The sequence below is a fragment of the Archangium minus genome, assembly GCF_044360475.1.
Taxonomy (GTDB): Bacteria; Myxococcota; Myxococcia; order Myxococcales; family Myxococcaceae; genus Archangium; species Archangium minus.
In genome coordinates, this window is the sequence record NZ_CP043494.1 from 5,336,630 (window position 1) to 5,361,716 (window position 25,087).

The 25,087-nt window shown below is 66.5% G+C and carries 15 protein-coding genes and 1 tRNA gene; 7 read left to right on the plus strand and 9 right to left on the minus strand.

Going from position 1 to position 25,087, the window contains the following annotated elements:
* The 7 genes from F0U60_RS22040 (at position 1) to F0U60_RS22070 (ending at position 16,305) form a co-directional block, all read left to right on the plus strand.
* Positions 1-4,164: a type I polyketide synthase gene (locus tag F0U60_RS22040; RefSeq protein ID WP_395822976.1), complete on the plus strand. Its 4,164-nt coding sequence runs from the start codon at positions 1-3 to the stop codon at positions 4,162-4,164.
* Positions 4,161-8,987, plus strand: a complete 4,827-nt coding sequence (locus F0U60_RS22045) for a beta-ketoacyl synthase N-terminal-like domain-containing protein (protein ID WP_395822978.1) — start codon at positions 4,161-4,163, stop codon at positions 8,985-8,987. The genes F0U60_RS22040 and F0U60_RS22045 overlap by 4 nt, the downstream gene beginning before the upstream one ends.
* A 1-nt stretch (position 8,988) precedes the next feature.
* Positions 8,989-12,129, plus strand: coding sequence for a type I polyketide synthase (locus F0U60_RS22050; protein WP_395822980.1), 3,141 nt, complete (start codon positions 8,989-8,991; stop codon positions 12,127-12,129).
* Positions 12,126-12,668, plus strand: a complete 543-nt coding sequence (locus F0U60_RS22055; protein ID WP_395822982.1) for a lipocalin-like domain-containing protein — start codon at positions 12,126-12,128, stop codon at positions 12,666-12,668. Before F0U60_RS22050 ends, F0U60_RS22055 begins: the two co-directional genes overlap by 4 nt.
* Positions 12,669-12,734: 66 nt before the next feature.
* Positions 12,735-13,505: a bifunctional 2-polyprenyl-6-hydroxyphenol methylase/3-demethylubiquinol 3-O-methyltransferase UbiG gene (ubiG, locus tag F0U60_RS22060; RefSeq protein ID WP_395822984.1), complete on the plus strand. Its 771-nt coding sequence runs from the start codon at positions 12,735-12,737 to the stop codon at positions 13,503-13,505.
* Between the two features lie 114 nt (positions 13,506-13,619).
* The gene (locus F0U60_RS22065) at positions 13,620-15,239 is read left to right on the plus strand and encodes a bifunctional 3-(3-hydroxy-phenyl)propionate/3-hydroxycinnamic acid hydroxylase (RefSeq protein WP_395822986.1); all 1,620 of its coding nucleotides are present in this window, start codon (positions 13,620-13,622) and stop codon (positions 15,237-15,239) included.
* Positions 15,240-15,597: 358 nt separating this feature from the next.
* A complete protein-coding gene (locus F0U60_RS22070) occupies positions 15,598-16,305 on the plus strand; it encodes a hypothetical protein (protein ID WP_395822988.1) in 708 nt (235 codons plus the stop codon).
* Between the two features lie 47 nt (positions 16,306-16,352).
* Here F0U60_RS22070 and F0U60_RS22075 read toward each other — a convergent pair whose 3' ends face one another.
* The 9 genes from F0U60_RS22075 to F0U60_RS22115 all read right to left on the minus strand — a co-directional run bounded on the left by F0U60_RS22075 (position 16,353) and on the right by F0U60_RS22115 (position 24,862).
* Positions 16,353-16,718 carry a J domain-containing protein gene (locus F0U60_RS22075; RefSeq protein WP_395822990.1) on the minus strand — a complete coding sequence of 122 codons (366 nt, stop codon included), beginning with the start codon at positions 16,716-16,718 and terminating at the stop codon, positions 16,353-16,355.
* Position 16,719: 1 nt separating this feature from the next.
* Complete coding sequence (locus tag F0U60_RS22080) at positions 16,720-18,744, minus strand: DUF6109 family natural product biosynthesis protein (protein WP_395822992.1); 2,025 nt, start codon at positions 18,742-18,744, stop codon at positions 16,720-16,722.
* Positions 18,745-18,747: 3 nt separating this feature from the next.
* Complete coding sequence (locus F0U60_RS22085; protein WP_395822994.1) at positions 18,748-20,427, minus strand: Hsp70 family protein; 1,680 nt, start codon at positions 20,425-20,427, stop codon at positions 18,748-18,750.
* On the minus strand, positions 20,424-20,951 hold the full coding sequence (grpE, locus tag F0U60_RS22090; RefSeq protein WP_395822996.1) for a nucleotide exchange factor GrpE: 528 nt from the start codon (positions 20,949-20,951) through the stop codon (positions 20,424-20,426). The genes F0U60_RS22085 and grpE overlap by 4 nt, the downstream gene beginning before the upstream one ends.
* A gap of 1,021 nt (positions 20,952-21,972) precedes the next feature.
* Positions 21,973-22,060, minus strand: a tRNA-Sec gene (locus F0U60_RS22095).
* A gap of 409 nt (positions 22,061-22,469) precedes the next feature.
* Entirely contained in the window at positions 22,470-22,853 is a 384-nt protein-coding gene (locus F0U60_RS22100) for a DUF3969 family protein (protein ID WP_395822998.1), read from the minus strand.
* 14 nt (positions 22,854-22,867) lie between these two features.
* The gene (locus F0U60_RS22105) at positions 22,868-23,143 is read right to left on the minus strand and encodes a hypothetical protein (protein ID WP_395823000.1); all 276 of its coding nucleotides are present in this window, start codon (positions 23,141-23,143) and stop codon (positions 22,868-22,870) included.
* Positions 23,144-23,224: 81 nt separating this feature from the next.
* A complete protein-coding gene (locus F0U60_RS22110; protein WP_395823002.1) occupies positions 23,225-23,542 on the minus strand; it encodes a hypothetical protein in 318 nt (105 codons plus the stop codon).
* A gap of 24 nt (positions 23,543-23,566) precedes the next feature.
* Entirely contained in the window at positions 23,567-24,862 is a 1,296-nt protein-coding gene (locus tag F0U60_RS22115) for a hypothetical protein (RefSeq protein ID WP_395823004.1), read from the minus strand.
* Positions 24,863-25,087: the final 225 nt, after the last annotated feature.

Genomic DNA, 25,087 nt, shown 5'->3' on the forward strand with positions numbered 1-25,087 from the left:
ATGAGCAAACCGACCCCCCCCATCGAGCAGCTGACTCCACTGCAGCAGGCCCTGCTCGCGCTCCGCGAGATGCGCGCGAAGCTCGATGCCGCGGAGCGCGCTCGCACCGAGCCCATCGCCGTCGTCGGGATGGGCTGCCGCATCCCCGGCGGAGCGAACAACCCGGAGCTGCTCTGGGCACTGCTCCGCGATGGCGTGGATGCGATCGCCGAGGTTCCGGCTGAACGCTGGGACATCGACGCCTACTACGATCCGGATCCCGACGCTCCCGGCAAGATGTACACGCGTCACGGAGGTTTCCTCGACGCCATCGATCGCTTCGACGCGCAGTTCTTCGGGATTGCTCCCCGGGAAGCCTCCTGGATGGACCCGCAGCAGCGTCTCCTCCTGGAGGTGACGTGGGAGGCGTTGGAGCACGCGGGAATCGCCGTCGATCGGCTCTCGGGCTCGCCGACGGGCGTGTTCGTGGGGCTCTGCAACAACGACTACTCCTTCCTCCACATGCGCTCAGGCTCCGGTGGCTCGCCTGATACGTACTCGGCCACTGGCAGTGCCCTCAGCATCGCCTCGGGACGCATTTCGTACCTGCTCGGTCTGCAGGGCCCCTGCATGACCGTGGACACGGCCTGCTCTGCCTCGCTGCTGACTGTCCACCTGGCGTGCCAGAGCCTGCGTCAGCGCGAGTGCAACCTCGCCCTGGCCGGTGGCGTCAACGCCATCCTTCTCCCGGAGGGGACGATCAGCGGTTGCCAGCTCCGGGCGCTCGCACCTGACGGACGATGCAAGACGTTTGATGCGGCGGCGAACGGCTACGTGCGGAGCGAGGGCTGCGGTGTCGTGGTGCTCAAGCGCCTCTCCGACGCCCTGGCGGACGAGGATGACATCCTGGCCATCATCCGGGGTTCCGCCGTCAATCAGGACGGACGGAGCGGAGGGCTCACGGCGCCCAATGGTCCGGCTCAGGAGGATGTGATCCGCAAGGCGCTGGCGCGGGCCGGCGTCGAGCCCAAGCAGGTGGGCTATGTCGAGGCCCACGGTACGGGGACGTCGCTCGGCGATCCCATCGAGGTACGCGCGCTGGGCGCGGTGCTCGGTGCAGGGCGCACCAAGGAGCAACCGCTGTACCTCGGCTCAATCAAGACCAACGTGGGCCACCTGGAGGGCGCGGCGGGCATCGCGGGCCTGCTCAAGGTGGTGTTGATGCTGAAGCACGGTGAGATCCCACCTCACCTGCACCTCTCGCGGCCAAATCCTTACATCGCGTGGGACTCGCTTCCTCTGGCCATCCCGACGAAGCGGATGCCCTGGTCGCCCATTGATGGCCGGCGAATCGCTGGTGTGAGCTCATTTGGGCTCAGTGGGACCAATGTCCACGTCGTGCTCGAAGCGGCTCCTCCCCGTGCGGCAGCCGCCTCGGCCCAGGCCGAGCCTCGCCCCGAGCCTGGCTCGACCGTCCATCTGCTGCCTCTGTCCGCGCGGACGAATGAGGCGCTCACGTCACTCGCCAAGGCTTATCTCGAGCTGCTCTCTCCAGCCGCTCCGGGGGTTGCCCCGCCGCTTCGTGACGTCTGCCGTTCCGCTGGAGTCCGGCGCAGCCATCACGAGTATCGGCTGGCCGCCGTGGGTCGCTCGCAGGCGGAGCTCTCCGAGCAACTCCAGGCCTTCCTCCGAGGAGAGTCTACGGCTGGGCTCTCGAGCGGGTACACGGTGCCCGGCGAGCGGCGCAAGGTCGTCTTCGTCTTCCCCGGACAGGGGTCGCAGTGGATTGGCATGGGACGAAGGCTCCTCGAGCAGGAGCCGGTGTTCCGCGCCGCCGTTGAGCGATGTGACGAGGCGATGAGGACGTACCTCGACGGTTCGCTCCTGGAGGCTTTGACGGACGAGTCGGCTCGCACGCCGCTCGAACGGATCGACATCCTCCAGCCGGCGCTTTTCGCGTTCGAAGTCGCCCTCGCCGCGCTCTGGCGCTCCTGGGGCATCGAGCCGGACGCCGTCATCGGACACAGCATGGGCGAAGTGGCAGCTGCGCACGTGGCGGGCATCCTGAGCCTGCCGGACGCGGCGCGGATCATCTGCCAGCGCAGCAAGCTCCTGCGTCGGGTGAGCGGACAGGGAGCCATGGCCGTCGTGGCGCTGTCGATGGAAGCCGTGCGCCGGGAACTCGCCGGGTATGAGGACCGGCTGGCTGTCGCCGTCAGCAACAGTCCGGCTTCCACCGTCATCTCGGGAGAGCCGGCGGCACTTCGCGAGCTCCTGGGTCGCTTCAAGGAGCGCGACATCTTCTGCCGCGAGGTCAAGGTCGACGTCGCGTCGCACAGCCCGCAGATGGATCCGCTGCGAGGTGAATTGCTCCAGCTTCTGGCGGGCACCTCCCCTCGCACTGCGTCCGTGCCCTTCTACTCAACCGTCAAGGATCGACTCCTGGAAGGGCCGGAGCTCGACGGAGCCTACTGGGCCGACAACCTGCGCGAGCCGGTGCTCTTCGGCAATGCCGTGCAGCGGCTGCTCTCCGAGGGACACGAGGTCTTCCTGGAGCTCAGCCCGCATCCCATCCTGCTCACGCCCATCGAGGAGATTCTTCACGCAGCGGGCAAGAAGGGCGCGGCGCTTCCCTCCGTCCGGCGCGACACACCCGAGCATGCGACGCTGCTCGGCTCCCTGGGCTCGCTGTACTCACTCGGGGCGTCCGTGGATTGGACGAAGCAGGCCGCCGAGGGGCGGTTCGTTCGGCTGCCCTCGTACCCCTGGCAGAAACAGCGCTTCTGGCATCCCGTGGTGGAGTCGAGTGCACGCGTGCAGCGTGGGTCACGCCAGGTCCCGGTGGGTGGCCATCCCTTGCTCGGCGAGCACCTGCCTCTCGCACGGCCCGAGGGCAGTCACGTCTGGGAGTGCGTGCTCGACCCAGAGAGGCATCCCTTCCTCTATGAACATCGGATCCAGGGGGCGGCGTTGCTCCCGGCCTCGGTGTTCCTGGAGATGGCGCTCGCCGCGTCCGCTGAGGCGTTGGGGGGGCGACCCCTGGTGCTCTCGGAGATGGAGCTCCATCGCGCGCTTGTCCTTCCGAAGCAGGGTGCGTGCTCCGTCCAGCTCCTGCTCGAACCTGTCCGTGATGGGCGTGCGGCCTTCCAGATCTACGGTCGCACGAACCCCGCAGAGCCGTGGAGCCTGCACGTGACCGGCTCGCTGCGCGAAAGGGCCGGAGCGCCCGAGCTGCTCACGCGGGAGGAAGTGTCACTGAGCGCACTCGAGGCACGATGCGACGTCGAGGTGCCGGTCGAGCACTTCTACGAGCGGATCGCCGCGATGGGGGTTCAGCTCGGCCCGTCGCACCAGCGCATCGAGCACCTCCGTCAGCGTGAGGGTGAAGCGCTGGCACGCCTGCGCGTGTCAGACGAGCTTGCGTCGGAGTTGTCCACCTACGCGCTTCACCCAAGCCTCGGCGATGCCTGCTTCCAGCTCTTCGGCGCGATCTCTCCGACACCGAGCTCGTCGGAGGACGAGGACTCCGTCCATCTGCCTGTCCATATCGGCGGAGTGCAGGTCCTGCGGCGCCCCCAGGGTCGGTGCTGGGCCCACGCTCGGCTCGACGTCGAGGGGACGAACGGCGAGGCCCCGGCGGGCAGTGTCCGCTTGCTCGATGAGACTGGCGGGACGCTGGTGCTGATGACGGGCATCCGCTTCATGCGCGTCCACCGGGATGCGCTCGAGGCTCAGTCCTCGTCTTCTCGGACCTCGGTTCAGGATGCGCCCGGGCTTGCACGGATTGCCCGTCGTGTCGCGGAAGCGCCCCCGGCACGGCGCCGCAGCGTGTTGCTCGCGGACGTCTGCGCTGAGGTTGCTGGCGTACTCGGCTTTGATCCATCGGCTCCCCTGGAGACGCGTCTCGGATTCTTCAAGATGGGAATGGATTCGCTGACGGCGATGAAGCTCAGGAAGCGCCTCGAGGCGGGCCTCGGAAGGTCGTTGCCGCCGACCCTGGTCTTCGAATACCCCAACATCGAGTCCCTCACCGATTTCCTCGGACGAGAGCTCGTCATCCACGCCGCGGCGGCTATTCCCAACGACACCCCGGACGAGCTGGAAGGGCTTCCGGAAGATGAGCTCATCGCGCTGTTTGATCGCGAAATGGCCGCCCTCGAGCGGACCGCGGGAGGGAAGTCATGACTGAGTCGGCTCGACCCATTGACTATCCTGCACGCCTGCGGCGCGCGCTCCGGGTGGCTCGGGAGCTTCAGGCCGAGCTCGAAGCGAGCCGGCGGGCCAGGGCGGAGAGTATCGCTGTCATTGGCGTGGGCTGCCGTCTGCCCGGTGGCATCGACGGCCCGGATGCCTGTTGGAAGGCCCTGCGGGAGGGCATGGACGCCATCTCCGAGGTGCCTCCTGACCGCTGGCCCATCGATGCGTATTTCGACTCGAACCCCGAGCGGCCCGGGAAGATGTACGCGCGCTTCGGCGGCTTCCTTGAGCAGGTGGATCGGTTCGATGCGCGCTTCTTCGGGCTCAGCCCTCGCCAGGCCGCGAGCACCGACCCTCAGCAGCGCTTGTTCCTCGAGGTCTGCTGGGAGGCGCTCGAACACGCCGGAATTCCTCCAGATCGACTCGCGGGCCGACTGGGTGGTGTCTTCGTTGGCATCAACGGCAATGACTACGCGCTGCTTCGGGCAGGAGATCCGGCAGGGCTCGACGCCTACTCAGGCTCCGGCAATACCAACAGCGCCGTAGCGGGGAGTGTGTCCTACATACTCGGCCTGCACGGGCCGAGTCTGGCGGTGGATACGGCCTGCTCCTCGTCACTCGTCTCGGTGCACCTGGCCTGCCAGAGCCTGCGCCTCGGCGAGTGCGATATCGCTCTGGCTGGCGGGGTGAACCTCATCATGTCCCCCAACGGGACGATCGCCTTGTCACGAACGAGGGTTCTCTCCCCAGATGGTCGTTGCAAGGCCTTCGACGCATCCGCCGACGGGATGGGGCGAGGCGAGGGGTGCGGCGTCGTTGTCCTGAAACGCCTCTCCGATGCGCTCGCGGACGGCGATCGGATCCTCGCGACCATTCGAGGTTCAGCGGTCAACCAGGACGGCACGAGCAGCGGCGTCACGGTGCCCAATGGCATGGCGCAGCAAGCGTTGCTCCGCCGGGCGCTGGCGAACGCTGGCATCGAGGCCTCGCAGATGAGTTACCTCGAGGCCCACGGTACCGGAACCGCGTTGGGCGATCCGATTGAGATGCGAGCGGTGTCCGCCGTGCTGTGCGAGGGCAGGAGCCAGGAACAGAAGCTTGTCGTGGGTTCGGCCAAGACGAACTTCGGACACCTGGAAGCGGCCGCGGGGATCGCGGGCCTCATCAAGGTGGTCCTCTCGCTCCATCACCAGGAGATCCCACCGCACCTGCATCTGAAGAAGCCCAATCCGCTCATTCCCTGGGACACGCTGCCGGTCACGCTCCCGACCCAACCCCTCCCGTGGTCGGAGAGTCGCGGGCAGCGGCGCATCGCAGGCGTGAGCTCCTTCGGCATGAGCGGTACGAACGCGCATGTCATCCTCGAAGAAGCTCCGCCCCAGGTGCCAGTGGAGGCTTCGAACGAGGTGGAGCGCCCCTGTCACCTCCTCGGCCTGTCGGCGAAGGGGGACGATGCGCTCAGGGCACTCGCGGTCCGTTACGAGCGCCTCCTGGCGGAGCAGCCCGAGCTGTCTCTGCCGGACCTCTGCCATGGCGCCAATACGGGCCGGGCTCACTTTGGTCATCGGCTGGCCATCGTGGCCGATTCCCATGCGCAGCTCCGCGAGCAGCTCGCGGCCTTTATCAACGGGCAGCGCGCACCGGGTGTGATTGTCCGAGCGGTGCCGTCCGGTCGCGTGCCGGAGATCGTGTTCCTGTTCACGGGGCAGGGCTCCCAGTACATCGGGATGGGGCGGCAACTGTATGAAACCCAGCCGCTCTTCCGTCAGACCCTGGAGCATTGCGATGCCCTGCTGCGGCCTCATCTGGGGCGGTCGATCCTCTCGGTGATCTACCCGGAGCCCGGAACGAGCTCCCCCCTCGATGAGACGGCCTACACGCAGCCGGCGTTGTTCGCGATCGAGTACGCCCTGGCCGTGCTCTGGCGGTCCTGGGGAGTTCAACCAACGGCCGTGATGGGGCACAGCGTGGGCGAGTACGTCGCCGCATGTGTGGCCGGGGTCTTCTCCCTCGAGGATGGTTTGCGGCTCATTGCCGAGCGGGCGAAGCTGATGCAGGCCCTTCCTCCCGAGGGAGACATGGCCGCGGTCTTCGCCGACGAGGCGCGAGTCGCCGAGGCCATTGCCCCGTTCCCGTCCCAGCTCTCCATCGCCGCTGTGAACGGACCGACCGAGACGGTCATCTCTGGAGAGCGGGGCGCCCTGGCGGCAGTGCTCGAGCGGCTCGCGGCACAAGGCATTCAGGCGCGTCGGTTGAATGTCTCGCACGCGTTTCACTCGCCCTTGATGAAACCTCTGTTGGAGAAGTTCGCGAGCGTCGTGGCCAGCGTCACGTTCCACGCGCCCGAAATTGAGCTCATCTCCAACGTCACCGGACTTCCCGCGGACGAGCAGCTCCTGGGCAGTGCGGAGTACTGGTGCCGCCATGTGCTCGCGCCGGTGCGCTTCTGGGATAGCCTCCAATCACTGTATGAGCGAGGGGCCCGGCTGTTCCTGGAGATCGGCCCGGGTGCGACGCTGGCGAGCATGGGGCGGCGGGGTCTTCCTCAAGACGGTGCGACACTCTGGTTGTCCTCGCTCCAGAAGGCCCGGGGTGACTGGGCGCAGCTCCTCCAATCCCTGGGTGAGCTGTATGCGTCTGGGTGTGCGGTGGATTGGCGGGCCTTCGACCAAGGCTATACACGCCGCCGCGTCACGCTTCCGACCTATCCCTTCCAGCGGGAACGGCACTGGTTCAAGCTGAGCTCCTCGTTGCCGGTGCAGCCCATTGCAACGGGTATGGCAACGGCCATGGTTCCCCCGCCGGAGGCCAAGGCGGCGGAGCTTCCGAGCGATTGGCTCTACGAGCTGGAATGGAAGACACAAGCCCTCGCGGAGCCCACGCCGGACCCTGCCGCCACACCGGTGGCTCCGCGCCAATGGCTGATCTTCGCGGATCGACTCGGTCTGGGCGCTGCGTTGGCCGAGCGCCTCGAGCAGCGTGGGGCGCACTGTGTCCTCGTGTCGCCCAGCCAGGTGGGCTCGGCAGGGAAGGGGATGTCTCTCGACCCTGAGAACCCCGCGGACTACCGGCGAGTGATTCAAGAAGCCTTCGCCGATGGCTCCGCGCTCGCGGGTGTCGTTCACCTGTGGGGACTCGATGCCGGGTCCGTGGAGGGGCGGAGTCATGCCGCGCTGGAGGAGGCGCAACGCCTTGGACAGAACAGCGTGCTGCTCCTCGTCCAGGCGCTGAGCGCCGCCGGAAGAGGGACCCCGCGTCTGTGGGCGGTCACACGCGGCGCGGCGCTCGTCGGGTCGGGGAAGCCCGCGCTGGCCCAGGCTCCAATCTGGGGGCTCGGGCGAGTCCTGGCCATCGAGCAATCGGCGCTGTGGGCCGGGCTCGTGGACCTGGACCCGGCCGTGGTCGAGGGCGCTCACCGAGGCGCTGATGCCTTCGCTGGCGATGTCGCCGCGTTGCTGCACGAGCTTGAAGCGCGGGACGGGGAAGAGCAGGTCGCGTGGCGCAGCGGCGAACGGTTCGTGCCCCGCTTGCGCCCCCGAGAACTCCCCACACGGAACGGGGGAACGCCTCGCCTGAAGGCCGAGGCCACGTACCTCGTTTCGGGTTCTCTTCCTGGCTCCATGCTCGAGGTCTCGCGTTGGCTGGTGGAGCGCGGCGCACGTCACCTGGTACTGGTCGGGCTGGAGCGGCCCGAAGCGGTGGCGCGATCCGAGACGATTCTGGCGCTCGAGGCGCGCGGCGCCGACATCCGACTCCTCTCGCGAGACGAGGCTCTTAAATCGGCTTCGCTCACCGGCTTGCTCTCGTCTCTGCGGGATGCGAACCGCCCTGTTCGAGGTGTTCTGCATGTGGGCGGTCCATGGACAGTCCGGGCGAGCCGCGAGCTCGAGACGTGGGAGCTCCAATCCTCCCTCCGCTCGGAGGTGGCGCTGCCTTGGCTGCTCCACGAGCTGCTCGCGGGCGAGGACCTGGAGTTCTTCGTCTTGTTCTCGTCTGTCGCCTCGGTGTGGGGCTCCGGTGGGCTGTCGCACCATGCGGCGGCGCACCATGTGCTCGACGCGCTCGCGCACCATCGGCGCGCGCTGGGGTTGCCCGCCCTCGTCGTGAACTTCGGCCAGTGGGCCGAGGTCGGTGTGCTCCCAGAAGAGGCCTACCGGATGTCTGCGCGTAGCGGAGTGGAGGCCTTGCCGCCTGCTGCCGCGCTCGCGCTCCTGGAGCGCTTGCTTGAGGCCGGGGGAACGCAGCAGACGGTCGCGAACGTCCGCTGGAGTGTCTTCAAGCCGATCCTCGAAATGGGGCGGGCGCGGCCGATGCTCGCGAACATCGACGCGCGTGATGCTCGGCGCGAGGGCGAGTTGGACGCTGCCGTGGCGAGTGCTCAGAAGTTGCGAGATGCGCTCGATGAGGCGCTCCCGAACGAACGGCACGACGTGCTCCTGGCCTACCTCCAGCGAGAGGTGGCCTCGGTGCTTGGTTACGAAAAGCCGGAGGACATTGAGCCCACGACTGGCTTCTTTGATCTCGGGATGGACTCCATCATGGCGATGGATCTCAAGAACCACCTGGAGACAGGCCTGAGGCGTGCGTTCCCGTCCACGCTGGCCTTCGAGCATCCAACGATCGACGCGCTTGCGCGTTACCTGAGTCAGGAAGTATTCGCTCATTTGTTCGACGAGGGCCCGCGCGCGACGACTCCGGAGCCAGCGCCGGATGCCGACGACGCACGACTGGAAGAGCTCGACGAGCTATCGGAAGACCAGGTGGCCGCGCTCCTCGCGGACCGGCTGGACGCGATCGAGCAGGGGAAATGACATGTCGACGAAGACCAAAGACAACCAAGACCTGTTGAAGCGTGCGCTCGTCACCGTCGAAAAGCTCCAGGCGAAGCTCGACGCTCTGGAGCGTGCGAAGACGGAGCCCATCGCCGTGGTAGGGATTGGGTGCCGCTATCCGGGCGGTGCCCATGATCCCGATTCCTTCTTCCGCATGTTGCGAGAGGGGCGGGATGCCACGAGTGACATGCCGACGGAGCGATGGGATGTGGACGCCTATTACGATCCCGATCCCGACGCCCCGCTCAAGATGTACACCCGGCGTGGCGCCTTCCTCGATCAGGTCGACCGATTCGAGCCACAGTTCTTTGGCATCTCCCCGCGCGAGGCGGTGAGCATGGATCCGGCGCAGCGGATCTTCCTCGAGGTGTGCTGGGAGGCCCTGGAGCACGCGGGGCAGGCGCCAGACAAGCTCGGCGGAACGCGCACCGGTGTCTTCGTAGGCGCCGGGACCGAGGAGTACGCGCACATCATCGAGGCGGCGGGCTACTGCGATACGCACACGGCGACGGGCAACATCCCGGGGTTCGTTTCGGGGCGCATCTCCTACATCCTCGGGTTGGCTGGACCGAGCGTCACGCTCAACACCACCTGCTCGTCCTCGCTCGCGGCGGTGCACACGGCCATGCAGAGCCTCCGCGCGAAGGAGTGCGACATGGCCCTCGCAGGGGGCGTCAATCTCATCCTGCGCGTCTCTCCCTTCGTCGCGCTCTGTAAAATCCGGATGCTCTCACGCGATGGGCGTTGCAAGACGTTCGACGCCTCCGCGGATGGTTATGGCCGTTCCGAAGGTTGTGGGGTCGTGGTCCTCAAGCGCCTGTCCGACGCGCAGCGCAATGGCGATCACATCCTGGCGATCCTCCGCGGCTCGTCCATGCAGCAGAACGGCAGCACGACGAGCGGCATCACGGTCACGAGCGTCCCCGCGCAGCAGGCGCTCATTCGCGAGGCCCTGGCGAACAGTGGTGTGGAGCCATCACAGGTAGGGTACGTGGAGGCCCACGGTACGGGAACGACGCTGGGAGATCCCATCGAGGTTCAGGCGATCGCGTCCGTTGTTGCCGAGGGGCGGCCCGCGGAGAAACCGCTGTTGGTTAACTCCGTGAAAGCCAACCTCGGCCACTCGGAACTCGCGGCAGGGGTGACGGGGCTCATCAAGGTTGTGCTCTCGCTGCACCACGAAGAGATTCCGCCCTATCCGTCGCACCTGAAGCAGCGCAACCCGGCCATCGCCTGGGACGAGCTGAAGGTCGCGCTTCCGCTGGAGCCGACGCCCTGGCCGCGAGGCAATGGCCGGCGCATCGCCGGGGTGAACTCGCTTGGTGGCAACGGCCTCAATGTCCACGTCGTGGTGGAGGAGGCTCCGGTGCCCCAGCCCACCACCGTGAGCATAGAGCGTCCGCGCCACCTGTTCCCCCTGTCCGCGACGCGCGAGTCGGCGCTCTCGGCGCTCGCGGGGCGCCATGCACGCTACCTCGCGGAGCACCCGTCGGTGTCCCTCGCCGACCTCTGCTTCACGGCTGGGGCAGGGCGAGCGCATTTCAAGCACCGTGTGGCGCTCCAGGCGACGTCCGTCGAGCAGCTGCGCACACAACTGGAAAGCCTCGCGGCGGGCACAATGGATCGCGCACGTCCGGCGGTGATCCGCAGGGCAGGGCGCCCGAGAATTGCGTTCCTGTTCACTGGGCAGGGCGCGCAGTACGTGGGCATGGGGCGGAGCCTGTATGAGACCAAGCCCACCTTCCGCCGGGCCATCCTCGAGTGCGACGAGTTGCTCCGTCCCCTCCTGCCGAAGTCGCTGGTCTCGGTGCTCTACCCGGAGGCGGGCCAGGAGTCTCCCATCGACGAGACCGAGTACACGCAGCCGGCCCTGTTCGCGGTCGAGTATGCCCTGGCCATGCTGTGGCGCTCGTGGGGCATCGAGCCCACGGTGGTCATGGGGCACAGCGTGGGCGAGTACGTCGCCGCATGCGTGGCTGGCGTCTTCAGCCTCGAGGATGGTCTGCGGCTCATCGCCGAGCGTGGTCGCCTCATGTCGGCCCTGCCACGCGATGGAGAGATGGTCGCCGTTTTCGCCAGCGAGGCGCGTGTGACGGAGCTGCTGGCTCCCGTCGCGCACGTCGTCTCCATTGCCGCCGTCAATGGCCCGGAGGAGATCGTCATCTCCGGTGCGCGCGACGCCGTGCACAAGGTGGTTGAGCAGCTCATCGCCGAGGGCGTCAAGACCCGGCGTCTGACCGTCTCGCACGCCTTCCACTCGCCGTTGATGAAGCCCATGCGGTCCGCGTTCGAGGAGGCCGCCTCGCGCGTGAGCTATGCGGCGCCCCGCGTGCGGCTGATCTCGAACCTCACCGGCCGAGCTGCCAAGGGCACGGAGCTCAGCCAGGCATCGTATTGGGTCGAGCACGTTCAGGCGCCCGTGCGTTTCGCGGACGGGATGCGAGCGCTCCACGAGCATGGGTGCGACGCATTCCTGGAGCTGGGCCCGCAGGCCACGCTCCTGGGTCTTGGTAAACGCTGCCTGCCCGACGCGACCCAGCCGTGGCTGCCGTCACTGCGCAAGGGACACGATGACTGGGAGTCCCTGCTCGGGAGCGTGACTGCCCTTTACGAGAGTGGCGTGGATATCGACTGGGCGGGGTTCGACCGGGATTACCCCAGGAAGCGCATGCCACTTCCGACGTATCCCTTCCAGCGTGAGCGCTACTGGGTTGAAACCCAGGAGGGCGTCACCTCGGGTCACGTTGAAGCCCGGCGGCCCACGGTGGCGGTCACGCCTGAGGCGCCGCTCCCGGCTGGACCGGAGCGGATCGTCGTGGAGGCGGAGCCAGAGATCGAGCTCCAGGCACTCCGTCTGGCGAGCCCGGAGGCACGGATTGAACAGATCTCTGCCCGGCTTCGTCGGCTCGTGAGCCGCGTCTTCAAGCTCGAGGAGTCGGAGTTCGATCTCCAGGATCCCCTCATCAACCTCGGGCTCGACTCGCTCATGGCGGTCGATATGCGGGACCGGATCAAGCGCATCCTCGGCATCGAGCTGCCGCTGGTCGAACTGCTCGAAGGGCCGAGCATCGCGGTTCTTTCCGCTCGCCTCGGTCAAATGCTCCCAGGAGATACCAAGTGATCAGCCATCGATGCATCGGAAGCTGGAAGCTGGTCTCGTTCGAGTCCAAGACTCCGGACGGGCGCAAGTTCATCGACTTCGTCACGAATCCCGCGCTGAAGCTTGCGCTCTCGGCGCTCGGGGTCATTCGTCCGTCCGCGATGCCGATGAACTTCCAGCCGAACGCGCCTGTCTTCCACCCCTTTGGCCCTCGCCCTGTGGGTCACCTCATCTACACCGCGGAGGGGTATTACGCGCTGAACATGGGGAGCCCGGGGCGTCGGGGTTTCGGCTCGGAGGACCTCGCGACGTCGAGCCCCCTCGCGCAGAGGAACGCGCTCATGACCTATATCTCGTCGTCCGGCAGGTTCACCGTCGAGGGCGACCGGATCATCCACCATGTGGAGGCGCACCTCTATCCGGACGAGGTGGGCCGAGATCATCCCTTCACACTGGAGTTCGAGGAGCGCGGCCGGATGATTGCGCTGAAACCCACCGCGCCCTCGGCACTCTTCGGGGGCAGATCCGTCCTCACGTACGCCACCTGGGAGCGCGGCTGAACCTGAAGCAACAGAAGTCCGATAGCACGTCGCCCTGGCGACTTGAGTTCACACGAGGAGCGAGAAATGCCTGTCAATAATGCGATGTACGATCAGATGAATTGGTGGAACGACGATTCGTCTGTCAGCCTTCTGTCGACGTCGATCAACCCCTGCCGCATCAGCTATTTCCACGACGTGCTCTCCAGCCGGATTGGACTCCAGCCCTCGAAGGTCCGTGTGCTGGACGTCGGGTGTGGCGGTGGCCTGCTGGCCGAGGAGTTCTCCAAGAAGGGCTGGAAGGTGACGGGCGTGGACCAGTCCGCGCCGTCGATCGAGCTCGCCAAGGCCCACGCCGCGAAGGTGGGTCTCTCCATCGACTACCAGGTCTCCCGGGGCCAGAAGCTCCCGTTCGAGGACGAGACCTTCGACGTCGTCTACTGCTGTGATGTGCTCGAGCACATCCCGGACTACCCCACCGTCGTCGCGGAGTCCTCGCGCGTGCTGAAGAAGGGCGGCGTCTATCTCTACGAGACCATCAATCGGACCCTCATGAGCAACCTGATCGCCATCAAGCTGCTTCAGGAGTGGTCCTGGACGCGCGTCATCCCGGACGATGTCCACGACTGGAAGATGTTCATCCGGCCCGAGGAGCTCCACGGCGCGATGCGTGCGGCGAAGATCCAGAACGTCGAGACGCGCGGAATGACGGTCGACAACCCCATCGGCTTCATCAAGGCGATCCTCCGCCACAGGCGCGGCCAGACCTCGCTCGGCGAGGTGGGCCGTATCGCGCCCGCGGTGGTCTCGGATGATATGTCGATGGGTTACATGGGATTTGGGATCAAGTCCGCCTAGTTCAGCCTGGAAGGGCGGAGTCCGTGGCTCGGAGTCACGGGCTCCGTCGCATGTTGACGAAAGAGGCACCAGCTCCTGGGAAAGGCGCCGGTCCGCTGGCGAGAGGGCATTGAGATGAAAGAGCAGAATGTGGACGTAGCCATCGTCGGTGGTGGCCCGGTGGGCCTCATGGCCGCCAATCTCCTGGGCTCATATGGCACCCGGGTGCTGGTGCTCGAGCGCGAGTTATCCCCGCACACCTATCCTCGCGCGGTCGCACTGTATGACGATGCGCTGCGCACATTTCAGGCCGTGGGGCTCGCCGAGAAACAGTGCTCACAGATGCTGTTCGGCGTCGGGATGGAGATCGTGTCCGGCTCGGGGCAGCTCCTCCTCGGAGTCAACCCCGCCGTGGCGACCATGCCCCTCGGCCACCCGTCGGGCGGGGCGATGCTCCAGCCCTTGCTGGAGGACAACCTCCGCCAGGGATTGAGCCGTTTCGAGCAGGTCGAGCTCCGCCAGGGTCATCGCGTGGACGGTGTTGAGCAGGATTCCGAGGGGGTCCGGCTGCGCGTCAGCGGAAACTCGGGGGAGAGCTACACCGTTCGAGCTCGCTATGTCCTGGGATGTGATGGGGGCAAGAGCTCACTTCGCGAGGCCTGCGGCATCGAGCTGGCGGGCTCCACTGTCGAGCAGCCCTGGCTCGTCATCGATACGCGGAGGTCGACGCAAGCGACCCCGAAGGCCCGGATTGTCGCCGATGCTGTCCGGCCGATGGTCTACATCCCCCTTCCGGATCGATACGAGCGCTGGGAGGTGCGGCTGCTGCGCGGAGAGACCCCGGAGCACTTCTCAACGGAGCAGCGCGTGCGTGAGCTCCTGTCCCCCTGGATGGGAGCCGAGCCGTACGAGCTTGTCCGGCACCGCGTGTACGTTCACCATTACCGGCTCGCGGAGCGCTTCCGTGATCGGCGCGTCTTCTTGCTGGGAGACGCAGCGCACCTGGTTCCTCCGTTCGGCGCCCAGGGCCTGTCCTCCGGAATCCGCGATGCGATGAACCTCGCCTGGAAGATCGCCCTGGTCGTGAAGGGGACGCTTCGCTCCGACGTGCTGGACAGCTACGAGGTGGAGCGTCGTGCGCAGATGCGTGAGACGATGCTCGGTGTGAGGATGATGAGCCTGGTCGTCTCAGCGAACCGCTTGTCGGCGCCTTTGCGAGACGGTTTCTTCGGGCTCCTGGGAGCCATTCCCTCCGTCCGCAAGAATCTCCACGAGGTAGACGGGCGGTTCCCCACCCGATTCCGCGATGGGCTCTTTCTTCGTGGCGGCGCCGCGGGCGACATGATGATCCAGCCCCGGGTACGGACGCAGAAGGGCGGAGAGGTGCTGCTCGACGAAGTGTTGGGCACCGGCTTCGCAGTGGTCGGGATGAACCGAGAACCGGTCGAGCTCATGAGCGAGTCCTCGAGGCGATTCTGGAAGGAGTTGGGCGCACGCTTCGTTCGGGTGGTGCCGGGAACGGATGCTTCCCGGGAGCACCACGGCGCGAAGGGAGCAAGCCTCGTGGCGGCGGATGCGAGTGGCGCTCTGACGAAGTGGTTCGCGGCCGGAGACGGGGACATGGTGATCGTTCGGCCGGACCGGTACGTGGCCGCGTTCTTCCGTGCGTCCCGCGCCGATGACGTGACGGCGGAGCTCCAACGAATGCTGAGCGCTGGGCCGACGGGCTCGAGCCCCTCGGTCGCCCGCGCGTAGCTCGGCGCCGTCAGGGAGCCAACGACTGAAGAGGCCGCGGAGGGCCTCTCGTGAGGTCCCTCTCCCCGCCACTGTCCCGCCGTAAAAACTGTCAGGGAGAAGGCACGCACCAGTTCTGGACGGAATCGGGTGGCCATCTACTCCCTGGGGGAGGGACGGCAGGGGCAGAGCCGGAAGAGGGCACCTGCCAACGGAACTGTTGGACAATGGCCTGCGTCCCCGGGTCCATGGCTGGATGCGGCGAGCATTGTCACTCATCGGGCTTCCCCCGTGAGGTGCTCCGATGACCTTCCGGAAAGCCTGGGTGCTACTTCCACCGCTGAGCAAGCGGTGAAGCGGCGGGGAGCGGTGGAACGACATGAGCATGGACGCCTCGTGGAAGCCTCTCTTCAGGGTGGGGGCGATGGCGAACGTCGCCGTGCTCGTGCTCGTTCCGATCCAGATCGTCCTCTACGTGCTCTGGCCGCCGCCGAGCACGGTGCTCGATTGGTTCACGCTTTTCCAGGCCCATGGCCTCATCGGGCTCATGGGCATGGACGTCCTGCTGATTGTCGGCAATGTTCTCATGGCCCTCATCTATCTCGCCCTCTACGCCGCGCTCCGAGGTGCGAGTCCATCCCTCATGACCCTCGCAGTGGCCCTGGAGTTCGTGGCGATAGCGACATACTTTGGCTCGAATACGGCGTTCGAGATGCTCTCCCTCAGCAAGCAATACGCAGCCGCGGCGACAGAGGTGCAGAGGGGGGCGATCCTGGCCGCGGGCCATGCGATGGTCACGAGCTGGAAGCAGGGGAGCGCGTTCAATGTGAGCTACGTGCTGGGTGCCATCGCCACGTTGCTCACCTCGGCGGCCATGCTGCGGAGCCAGGAGTTCGGCCGGGTGACGGCCTACGTCGGACTGGTGTTCGGCGTGCTCAGTCTGGTTCCAGCCTCCGCGGGGAAGCCTGGTATCATCTTCTCGCTCATCTCCTTGGTTCCCATGTGGATATGGCTGGTATTGATTGCCCAGAGGCTCTTCCAGCTTGGGCGCGGCGCAGCGCTTCGAGGGCGCGCCGAGGTGAAGTAGAATCACCGTCGTTGAGAGGGCTGGAGTGGGCCGCGCTCGGGTTGCCTCTAGGTTCTAAAAGCCCGGAGTGCCTCATCCCAGCTCATCCGGGAGCACCGCTCCACCCACCGCGCCACGGTCTCCGCTCCCGCTCGCGCGGCCAACGCCACCACGGCGGCCTTCTCAAGTGGTGCATCGAAACGCTCGCGCGCGTCCCTGGCCAGCGTCTGCACGTCCACGGGGCTGGTCAGGTACGCCACCGCCAGGCCTCCCGGTCGTGTGAGCGCCTCGTAGGCACGGCGCAACCGCTGGAACCCCTCCTGATCCTGGTGAGGTGGGTGCCGCGCCAGCGCGGCGAAGTATGCGCTCTTGACGGCGACCGGGTCCATCGTAGGCGCCAACCCCAATACTGCGAACGGCTCTTCGGGCGTCATATCAGCTGCTCTCCTCCCCTTCCTCCGGAGAGACAGCCTTTGGGGGGCTTCTCTCGGACTCCTTCCGTGGCGCCGTGCCCTTCGCCGCGGGCTTCTTCTTCGAGCGTGACGCACGGCGCGCCGGGGTGCTCGCGGCCTTCTTCTTCCGCGAAGCCCCGCGCTTGCGCAGCCGGAACCCATGCTTGTGCGCCAACGCCCGCGCCTGCTCCACCACCGGGGAATGGAGCGCGGGTAATTGCTCCGCCAGGGCCCGCATGAAGGCCTCCATCACCGGGTGGAGGTACTTGCAAGGGGTGTTCATCCTCTCGGCGGCCACCACCGCCTCGGCGAGCGCCTGCACATGGGCGGCGCGGCGCTCCAGCCAGCGTTCCAGAATGCGCCTGGCGAGCGCCTCCCGGCCAGAGAGCTCCATTGTCCGGATCGCCTCGATATGCCCCGTGTTCCCAGGATGGGCCTCCAGGTACCGCACGGCGGCATCCCAGGCCTCGGCATCCGAGGAAGCCTGGCGCACCGCCTCCTCGAGGAACTCCACCTGGTAGGTCAGTACCCTGGGCGCGAACCGGCGCCAGATGCGCAGGCCGTCCCCGGTCAGCTTCATCAAGGAGTAGGCCTGCTCCATCGCCCCCTCCAGCTCCATCAGCATCCGCTCCGCATCCTCTATGTTCCGCGCGCCGCGCAGCAGCCGCTCCAACTGTCGTCCGCCCTGCTTCATCCGGCTGCGGTCCAGCAGGATACGAACGGCTTCGCTGAGTTCCCTCCGGAGCTCCTCGCTCGCGCCCTCCCAGCAGACATCCACCCATGACTCGACCAGGTCCGGTGCGCAGGTAGAGGCCACGCACTCGATCAACTCCATACGCTCAGAGGGGGCGGCCCCACCCAGCCAGGACAGCAGGGAAGAGGACTCCGTGGCGACCAGCCGGCCCAAGCCCTCCTGGAGCCACCCGGGTGCGTTTGGAGCCTCGGGGTTCTGCTCGCACCAGGCCAAGAATGCCCGCGCCCAGAGGGGCGCGTTCGCGGTCCGGGTCAGCAATTCCTGGTAGAGGCCCAGCGCCCGCGGCAGGGCCGCCCCCTCGAAGCGGAGCCCGGACACTGCCTGCACCACCCAGGCCTGGGCCGACGGTTGGAGCGTCGCGGCCTGAGCCAGGGCGCAGAGGGGCTCGGCGTCCTCGATGCGCGAGACGACCGTCCGCGCGAGCCCCGTGGCCACCACCCGCAGCGCCTGCAACGTGGGAGCGGACAGGGCCTCGGGGGCTCCTCCCTCACGCACCGCCCGGGCCAACAGCGAGGCTGGCTCCGAGAGAGCCGCGTGACCCTTGCCCTCCGCCGCCCGGAGCCACAGCTCTCGCGCCGCCAGCTGTCCCGCCAGCTCCCATACCGCCCGTGCTATCTCGGCGGGTGCCGCTCGGGCCCACGCCTCGGCGCGGCTGGCGAAGACGGGGAAGGGCTCGAGCGCGCAAAGCGCGAGGAGCGCCCCTTCCACCTCCTCCAGCGAGCGGGGCGGCGGCAGGGAGACCCGCTGGCTCTGCGGCTCGATTCCCAGGAGCGAATCCACCAGGGGCAGGCGATCGAGCGCCGGGGCGATGAGCTCGGGAGCGGGGCTTCCCTCGGAGGAGAGCCAGCCATCCATCGCCCCGGCCAGAAGGGGCGCATGCGCTCGCGCCGGGGCGCTGAGGGGTTGCCACAGCCTCCGTGCGCGCTCCCAATCGCGGGCGCGGCCCGTCGCCCATACCAGTGGCCAGTACGTGGCCCAGGCCTCCTCCGGAGTCGTGCCTCGCTCCACCAGGCCGGGCTCGGTGTCCACGCGCACGGCCAGGTTGCTGAGCGTCCTCCAGGAGCCGCGGCGGTGCTGCTCGCGGACGGCCTGCCGGAAGAGGTCGGCGGCGCTGGGGAGCAGCTCCTCCCTCAGCGGTGGCGGCAGCCGGAGTAGCGCGGACAGCATCCCCTCCAGGTCCCCCCGCTTCTGGTACTTCCGGGCCTCCTCCAGCCACTGGCGGTGCTGGCGCCCGGTGCGGTCGTGCTTCACCATGGCTCAGGGCTCCGGGGGTCCCGACCCGTGTTCGAGATTGAGGAAGAAATCCAGGAGCGCCTCCTCCGCGCGCTCGCGCGCTTCGCCCTGGGTCTGCGCGTACTGGTCGAGAAGCCGCTTCAGCTCGGCGCGGGGCTCGGGAGGGAGTCGCTCGAGCAGGGCGTGCCCCTTGCGCTCCACCGCGCTCTGCCCCGGCGCCAGGGCCGGGACGGCCTTGCCCACGTCCGCCACCGAGAGGGCCACCGTCTTGGCGTTCGTCGTGCCGGGCTGGCTGACGGAGACCTTCACCACCCCGTTGAGATCGTAGGCGAACTCCACCCGCACCGGTGAGTTCGCGGGCCGGGGCTCAAGAGGGAACTCGAAGGCCCCCACCCGCGTGTTCTCCGAGGTTCGACGCGACTCGCCCTGAAACACCTCTACCTGGATGCGCTCCTGCTCGGGCACCAAGGTGTAGAACTCTTCCACCTTCGTTGTCGGCAACACCGTGTTGCGGCGGAGGACCGGGGCAAAGGTATCCGGTGTGGCGCTCCCGAAGTCGTCCTCTCCGACGACGCGCACGCCCAGGCTATGCGACGCCACATCCACGAGGATGCGTCCTACAGGCTCGCCGGACAACATGCCGGCCTGGATGGCCGCGCCCAGCCCCACGGCCAGGTCTGGATCCACTTCCTCATGGATGTCTACTCCGAATGCCTCCTCCAGCATCTGGCGGACCCGGGGAATCCGCGTCGAGCCTCCCACCAGGCAAATCTTGGACAGCGACTGCCCCTCGAGCCGGGCCTCCGCCAGGGCCTGGCGGGTCAGGGCCACGGTGGACTCGAGCAGCGGCTCGATGAGCTCCTCGAAGACGCGCCGCCGCACCTCCAGCTCGAGGTGGATGGGCCTGCCTTGCGCCAGGGTGAGGAACTCCTCCTTCACGTGCACGGAGATGTCCGCGGACAGACGGATCTTCGTCTCCTCGGCCAGCTGGCGCAGGCGCGCCATGGCGCGCACGTCCTCGCGAGGCTCCACGCCCTGCTTCTTGAGCTCCTCGAGGAAGAGCTGAACGAGCTTGTCGTCGAAGTCGTCCCCGCCCAGGTGGGTGTTGCCCGCGGTGGAGCGCACCTCGCGTACTCCCTGGAACACCTCGAGCACCGACACGTCGAACGTGCCGCCCCCCAGGTCGTAGACGAGAAGGATCTCGGGCTCGGCCACACGGAGGGCCTCGGGATGCAGCACGCGCTCATACAGGAGCGAGGCGCTGGTGGGCTCATTGAGCAGCCGCAACACGTGCAGCCCCGCGCGCTGGCCAGCCTCGAGGGTTGCGCGGCGCTGGGCGTCATCGAAGTAGGCGGGCACGGTTATGACCACGTCATGCACGGGGACGCCGGTGGCCTTCTCAGCACCTTGCTTGAGCGCGGACAGGATTTCGGCGGAGACCTCCTCGGGAGACACCTCGCGCCCGGCGATGGAGTAGCGGTGGAGCGTCCCCATCTTGCGCTTGGCCGAGCGGATGCACCGCTCGGGCCTCAGCATCTCGAGGTTGCGCGCCTCGCGCCCCACGACGACACGATTGTCCTCATAGAGGACCACCGAGGGGACGATGCGACTGCCTTCCACTGGCACGGCCACCGGGCGGCCCTCCACCAGGTGGGCGATGACAGAGTTGGTCGTACCCAGATCGATTCCAAAGACATGGCTCAAGGGGTATTCCTCACGATGATGGCTTCGCCCTCGCGAATGAGGCGCTCGCCCCGCAGGGCGGCGGCGCGAACCACGCGAGCAATGGCGCCCTCGGCGAAGCTGGGGTGGGGCTGCGTACCTACAATCCGGAACAGGCGCCCGTCAGGAATGTGACCGATGGACGCCAGGCGCGTGATCCCTGAGGAGGTCAGAAAGCGCTCGATTCGGGCCGCTACTCCCATGAGTCCCGATGCGAGCGCCGCATCCGCCGCGACACGAGAGGCCTCTTCGAGCAGATCCAGGGCATCCAGGAGCTCGTCCCAGGGGGGCTCGCTCCTCGAAGAGTTGCCTGACGTCGCGCCGCGGAGAGAAGAGAGCGAGCCCCTTAGCTCCGCGAGCCCCCCTTCCAGCTTGCGCTCCAGATCCTCGACATGGAGGGCCAGACGGGCCTGGGCCCGGGAGGACTTCTGGACGGCATCCAGAAGCAGGGTGCCCCAGGTGGGAGGCGACTCGGCAGGTCGTGTGGTCCCGGGGAGTCCGGGCACTCCTGAACGTCCAATGAACAGGCGTCTCAGCCAAGTGAACATCAAATTAACGCCGCTCGTTTCCGACCGGCGCTCCATACAAAACAGAATCAGAGCCGCTGCTTCAGCTCACGCACCAACGCTCGTGGCCGAGCCAGACAGCTCGCCTCAACGCGATGACTCCTCTCGCTCGCGCGGATGCGTCTCCCATTCATCTCTCGATACGGGCATTCCCGGGGCCTACTTCTCCCGTGGGACTCCATGGCATAACCTCGCCCGTCATGTCCAGTACTTCCTCCTCGCTTCTATCCCCCATGGGAAAGCCCTCGCCCATGTGCTGGCAGGTAAGGGATGTCTGTTGTTGAGCGTGAGACGGAGCGAAGCCGCATACCGCAGGGCCTCTCACTGGCGGCTACTTCCAATAGGGCGACCTACTCCGGCTTCTTTCTCGAAGTGGTGTTCACCCTCAACCTTCAACCAGAACTCGCCTTCCCTCTGAAGGACCACCTGGGGCGTCTCCCCTCTGGTCCACCCTATACGGTGGGTGCTCCGTCAGTACTCGCGTGCCACGGGCACCCCACACGGCCGCCTCCCTGCGGGCTACCGCCACGACTCGCTCACGGCCGGTGCCAATACCGAGGGCCGAGTTCCAGCAGGCCTTCCAGCAGCTCGCTCGCGACGTACGGCGACGAAGCCGGACGACTCATGGGTGGGCAGTTACCCTCCAGCGCCAAGGTGAACGCCCAGACGGCGGGGCTGTTGTCACACGGGACACGTGTGCGGCCTGATGGGTGCGTCGGGGCCGGACCCCGGCGCGCGGCGTCCTTTCGAACGAAGAGCGGGAGGACGTCGCAGCGGGGGATGGGCAGGCAAGGGGGTCTCACCTCGACTGCCTGCATCCGTGCGTCGCGGGTAGTAGCGCCAAGCCGTGCACGCCCAGAACCGCAGGCCAAGCCAACTTGGCCCGCCCCTCTGCGGGATGTAAGGGGAGGGGATGCAACGACAGGGGCGTAATCAAACGGACGTCCCCCGAACGCATCGGTAGGACAGAGGAATCGAACCTCCCAGGGACATGTCTCCATGCCCCCCCACCGGTTTTGAAGCCCCTCCGCCCGGATCGGCGGGGTCCTCGTGGGGGTCGGCTCCCCTCTGGAGCACGGTGGGCGGCGCGTCCGTGGAGGTCCACCCGCGTCCGTTCATCTTGGGTACGATTTGGGTACGCAGCGGCTGCATGTCCCCGTGGTTTCTTCTGGAGACCAGCTTCGAGCCGATGAAGCGCAGGAGCGACGAGAGCCAGACCAGGGCGTAGGCGATGGGAGGGCGTTGGCCGGACGCGATCTTCGCTACCTCGTTCCAGTCATCGGACAACTGCCCCACCGTCAGCTCGGACTCGGGAGGAGGGGAGTACACCGAATACAGCCGCTTCTCCGGGATGTTCCAGTAGAAGTCCTTCGGTGAGGTCGATCTCCGTGCGGCCTGTCCGCTCCAGGTGATCGAACAAGGCATCTGCCGCCTGTCGTAGGTCGGAAAGCTGGATCCTCACGGGGCCCTCACCAGCCACTTCTCGCCAGCAAGGTCGGACGGAGCGAGATCCGCCAGGACCTTCAGGAGTTCGGCTTCGACATCCGCGATCGCGCTGGCCAATTTGTCCGGGATGAGGTCGGCCACATCTTCAAGTTCGGTGGCCATGTGGATGGCATGACGAAGTGCGGGGTGAGCGTCGAGTTGGTCGAGTCGCGCCAGCACGGCCGGTCCGAAAAGCCGGTGACAAGCGTAGGCAGGGCTGAGCGCGCCCGCGACCAGCGCGCGACACATGCCGAGGGCGGCTACGGCGACGAGTCGCTGAACTTCATCTCCGTCCTTTGCACGGAGCCACAAGATCTGCTCCGCGTATGCTTCCTTGCTCGTGAGCTTGTCGTCCATGTGATGCCTCGACATCAGTTTCCGAACTCGGCATCGAATGCCGCGATTGCTTCCTCAATGGAAGCGTACGGTCGTGATCGTTCTTCAGGCGCCACCTCGCAGAACAGTTCCCAGATCTGTCGCTCATGCTGCTGCATGTGTTCCTGGCTCGCCAGCAACGAGATCCTGTCGGCGCTTTGGACGACAAAGCCTTGCTCTGGAATCAGTTCGAAGCTCCGATAGATCACGGCCTCTTTGTCGCTGAGCCGTCGGCACACATTGAACATCTTGTACAGTGTTGGGTTGTTCATCTCTTGGCACCCAGCCGGCCTTGAACGAGGCCCTCGGTGCGCAGCGGCCATACAGACATGGGTTGGTTGTTGCTCCGTCCTTCAAAAGTCCTGTGGGTCGGTCCATTCAAAATCTTCATCTCGCCAGTCCTTGCGAGAGTTCAGTTTTTCACCCAGTCTCGTGATGAGATCCTGGATGGCCTCTACTTCCGTCTGTCCGAGTCCTGCCTCCCCATCGGGAGTGCCATTGGCATTTTTTACACACACATTGGCAACCGCGAGGAAGCCCCCGGAGGCTTCTTCGAGAACCTTGATCTTGTATTTGGTCCATGGAATCCCGCGCATGTCGCGAATCTCGAAGACGTTGACCACCCGCGATATGCTCGCGGCACCATGCAGATCGATTGCCCTCCAATCCATCTGATTTCTCCCTTCTGGTTTGTTCTACCGAGCCCCGAAAGATAAGATTCGCCCATCTGGCGCGAGATCAATATACCGGCCGTTCTTGACATAGCGAATCACACCATCCGTGGCGCCTTCAACTGGGAATTTTTGTGCGCCCTTGAGTCTCTGTGCGAATTCAAGGGCCTTCCGTAGATACTGTGCGACGTCTTTGGCATCAACCTCTGCTCCATGTTTGTTGAAGTGGGCCTGGAGTGACTTCGATGGAGAGTCGTAACTCCCTTCATGCCACCGCGTATTGACCTGCTCAAGGTCATCCCCCTTCGGAGTGCCGCCACCGCTCGTTCCGTTTGATGTCATGGCCACCGCACCTGGAGCGAGGGCGATGGTGACGGTCTCGGCACTCACGGCGACCGTCTTCACTTCCCCCACCGCCGCGAGCCGGATGCCCACCTGCGTCTCGGCTTGTACGGCCGCCTGCATCGAGCCGGGCAGCTTCGGCACCTTCGCGGCCAACCCCGGCGCCGTGTTGCCGATGGCCGCCATGGCCAGCATGGCGAATGCTCGCGCCGCGTTCCTGCCCATGAGCTTGCCGTACCGCTCGCCCGTTGCGCGCAGCTCGTTGAATGAGGTGGCCCGGTCCGCCTCGTCCATCAGCCGCTTGAAGCCCACGACGAGGCCCCAGAAGGTATCGACGCCCACGTAGGAAATAATCGTGGCGGTCATCACCGCCGCGAGACCCTTGGAGATCGTCACATCGGGGATGGAGACGAGCACCATGTACGTGGTCCAGGTCCAGAGGACCGCCGCCACCATGGCGTGGGGGTCGGCCATGTCCTTGAACGCCTCCAGCATCTCGTCCAGCACGGCGCCCTTGGCGAGAGCCAGGGCCAAGGCGAAACGGCCATCCCCGTTGACGGTGGGGCCTTCCGTCAGCAGGCGGAGACAGTCCCCGGGCCTGCCGGTGCGCTCGCACCAGCGCAGGTAGTCGCGCGTCAACTCCTCCTCCGGTGTTGTGGACTGCCCCTCCAGGTGCTCTCCCGGCTTGAGCGGAGTGATTCGGTGGCTGGGGGTCTCGTACGAGTACGAACCGCTCCGCGCTGCCATCTCGAACAGCCGCCGGGCGGCTTCCTGGGGCCGGGTGGGGGGCCGAACATCCCGAGCCAGTTCCGACACGGCCTCCTCGAACTCGCCGTTGCCCAGAGTCACCGGCCTGGCGCCGGAACGAGGGGTGAAGACGAGGGTGTCGGTCTGGCCCGTGTCCAGGCGCACGACCCGGGAGGCAGTTCCACACCCGACGAGGAGAACCAGCATTACGGCCGTGCAGCACAGCTTCATGGGGATTCCTCCTGGCCACCCCTCTATGGGTAGCCAGTCCGGAAGAATACCCAATGGGTACGACAACCCCTGGAGCGGGGCTCACGGGAAGGTCACTCAGCCCAGGGTGACAAGTCAATCGCCATTCGCAAACCGCGACGACAGGTTACAGTCGACGTACGCCACTCATGTCAGATCTCGCACGATATTAGTCAGCTCGTAGCCGTGCAGATTGTCGTCGCTGAA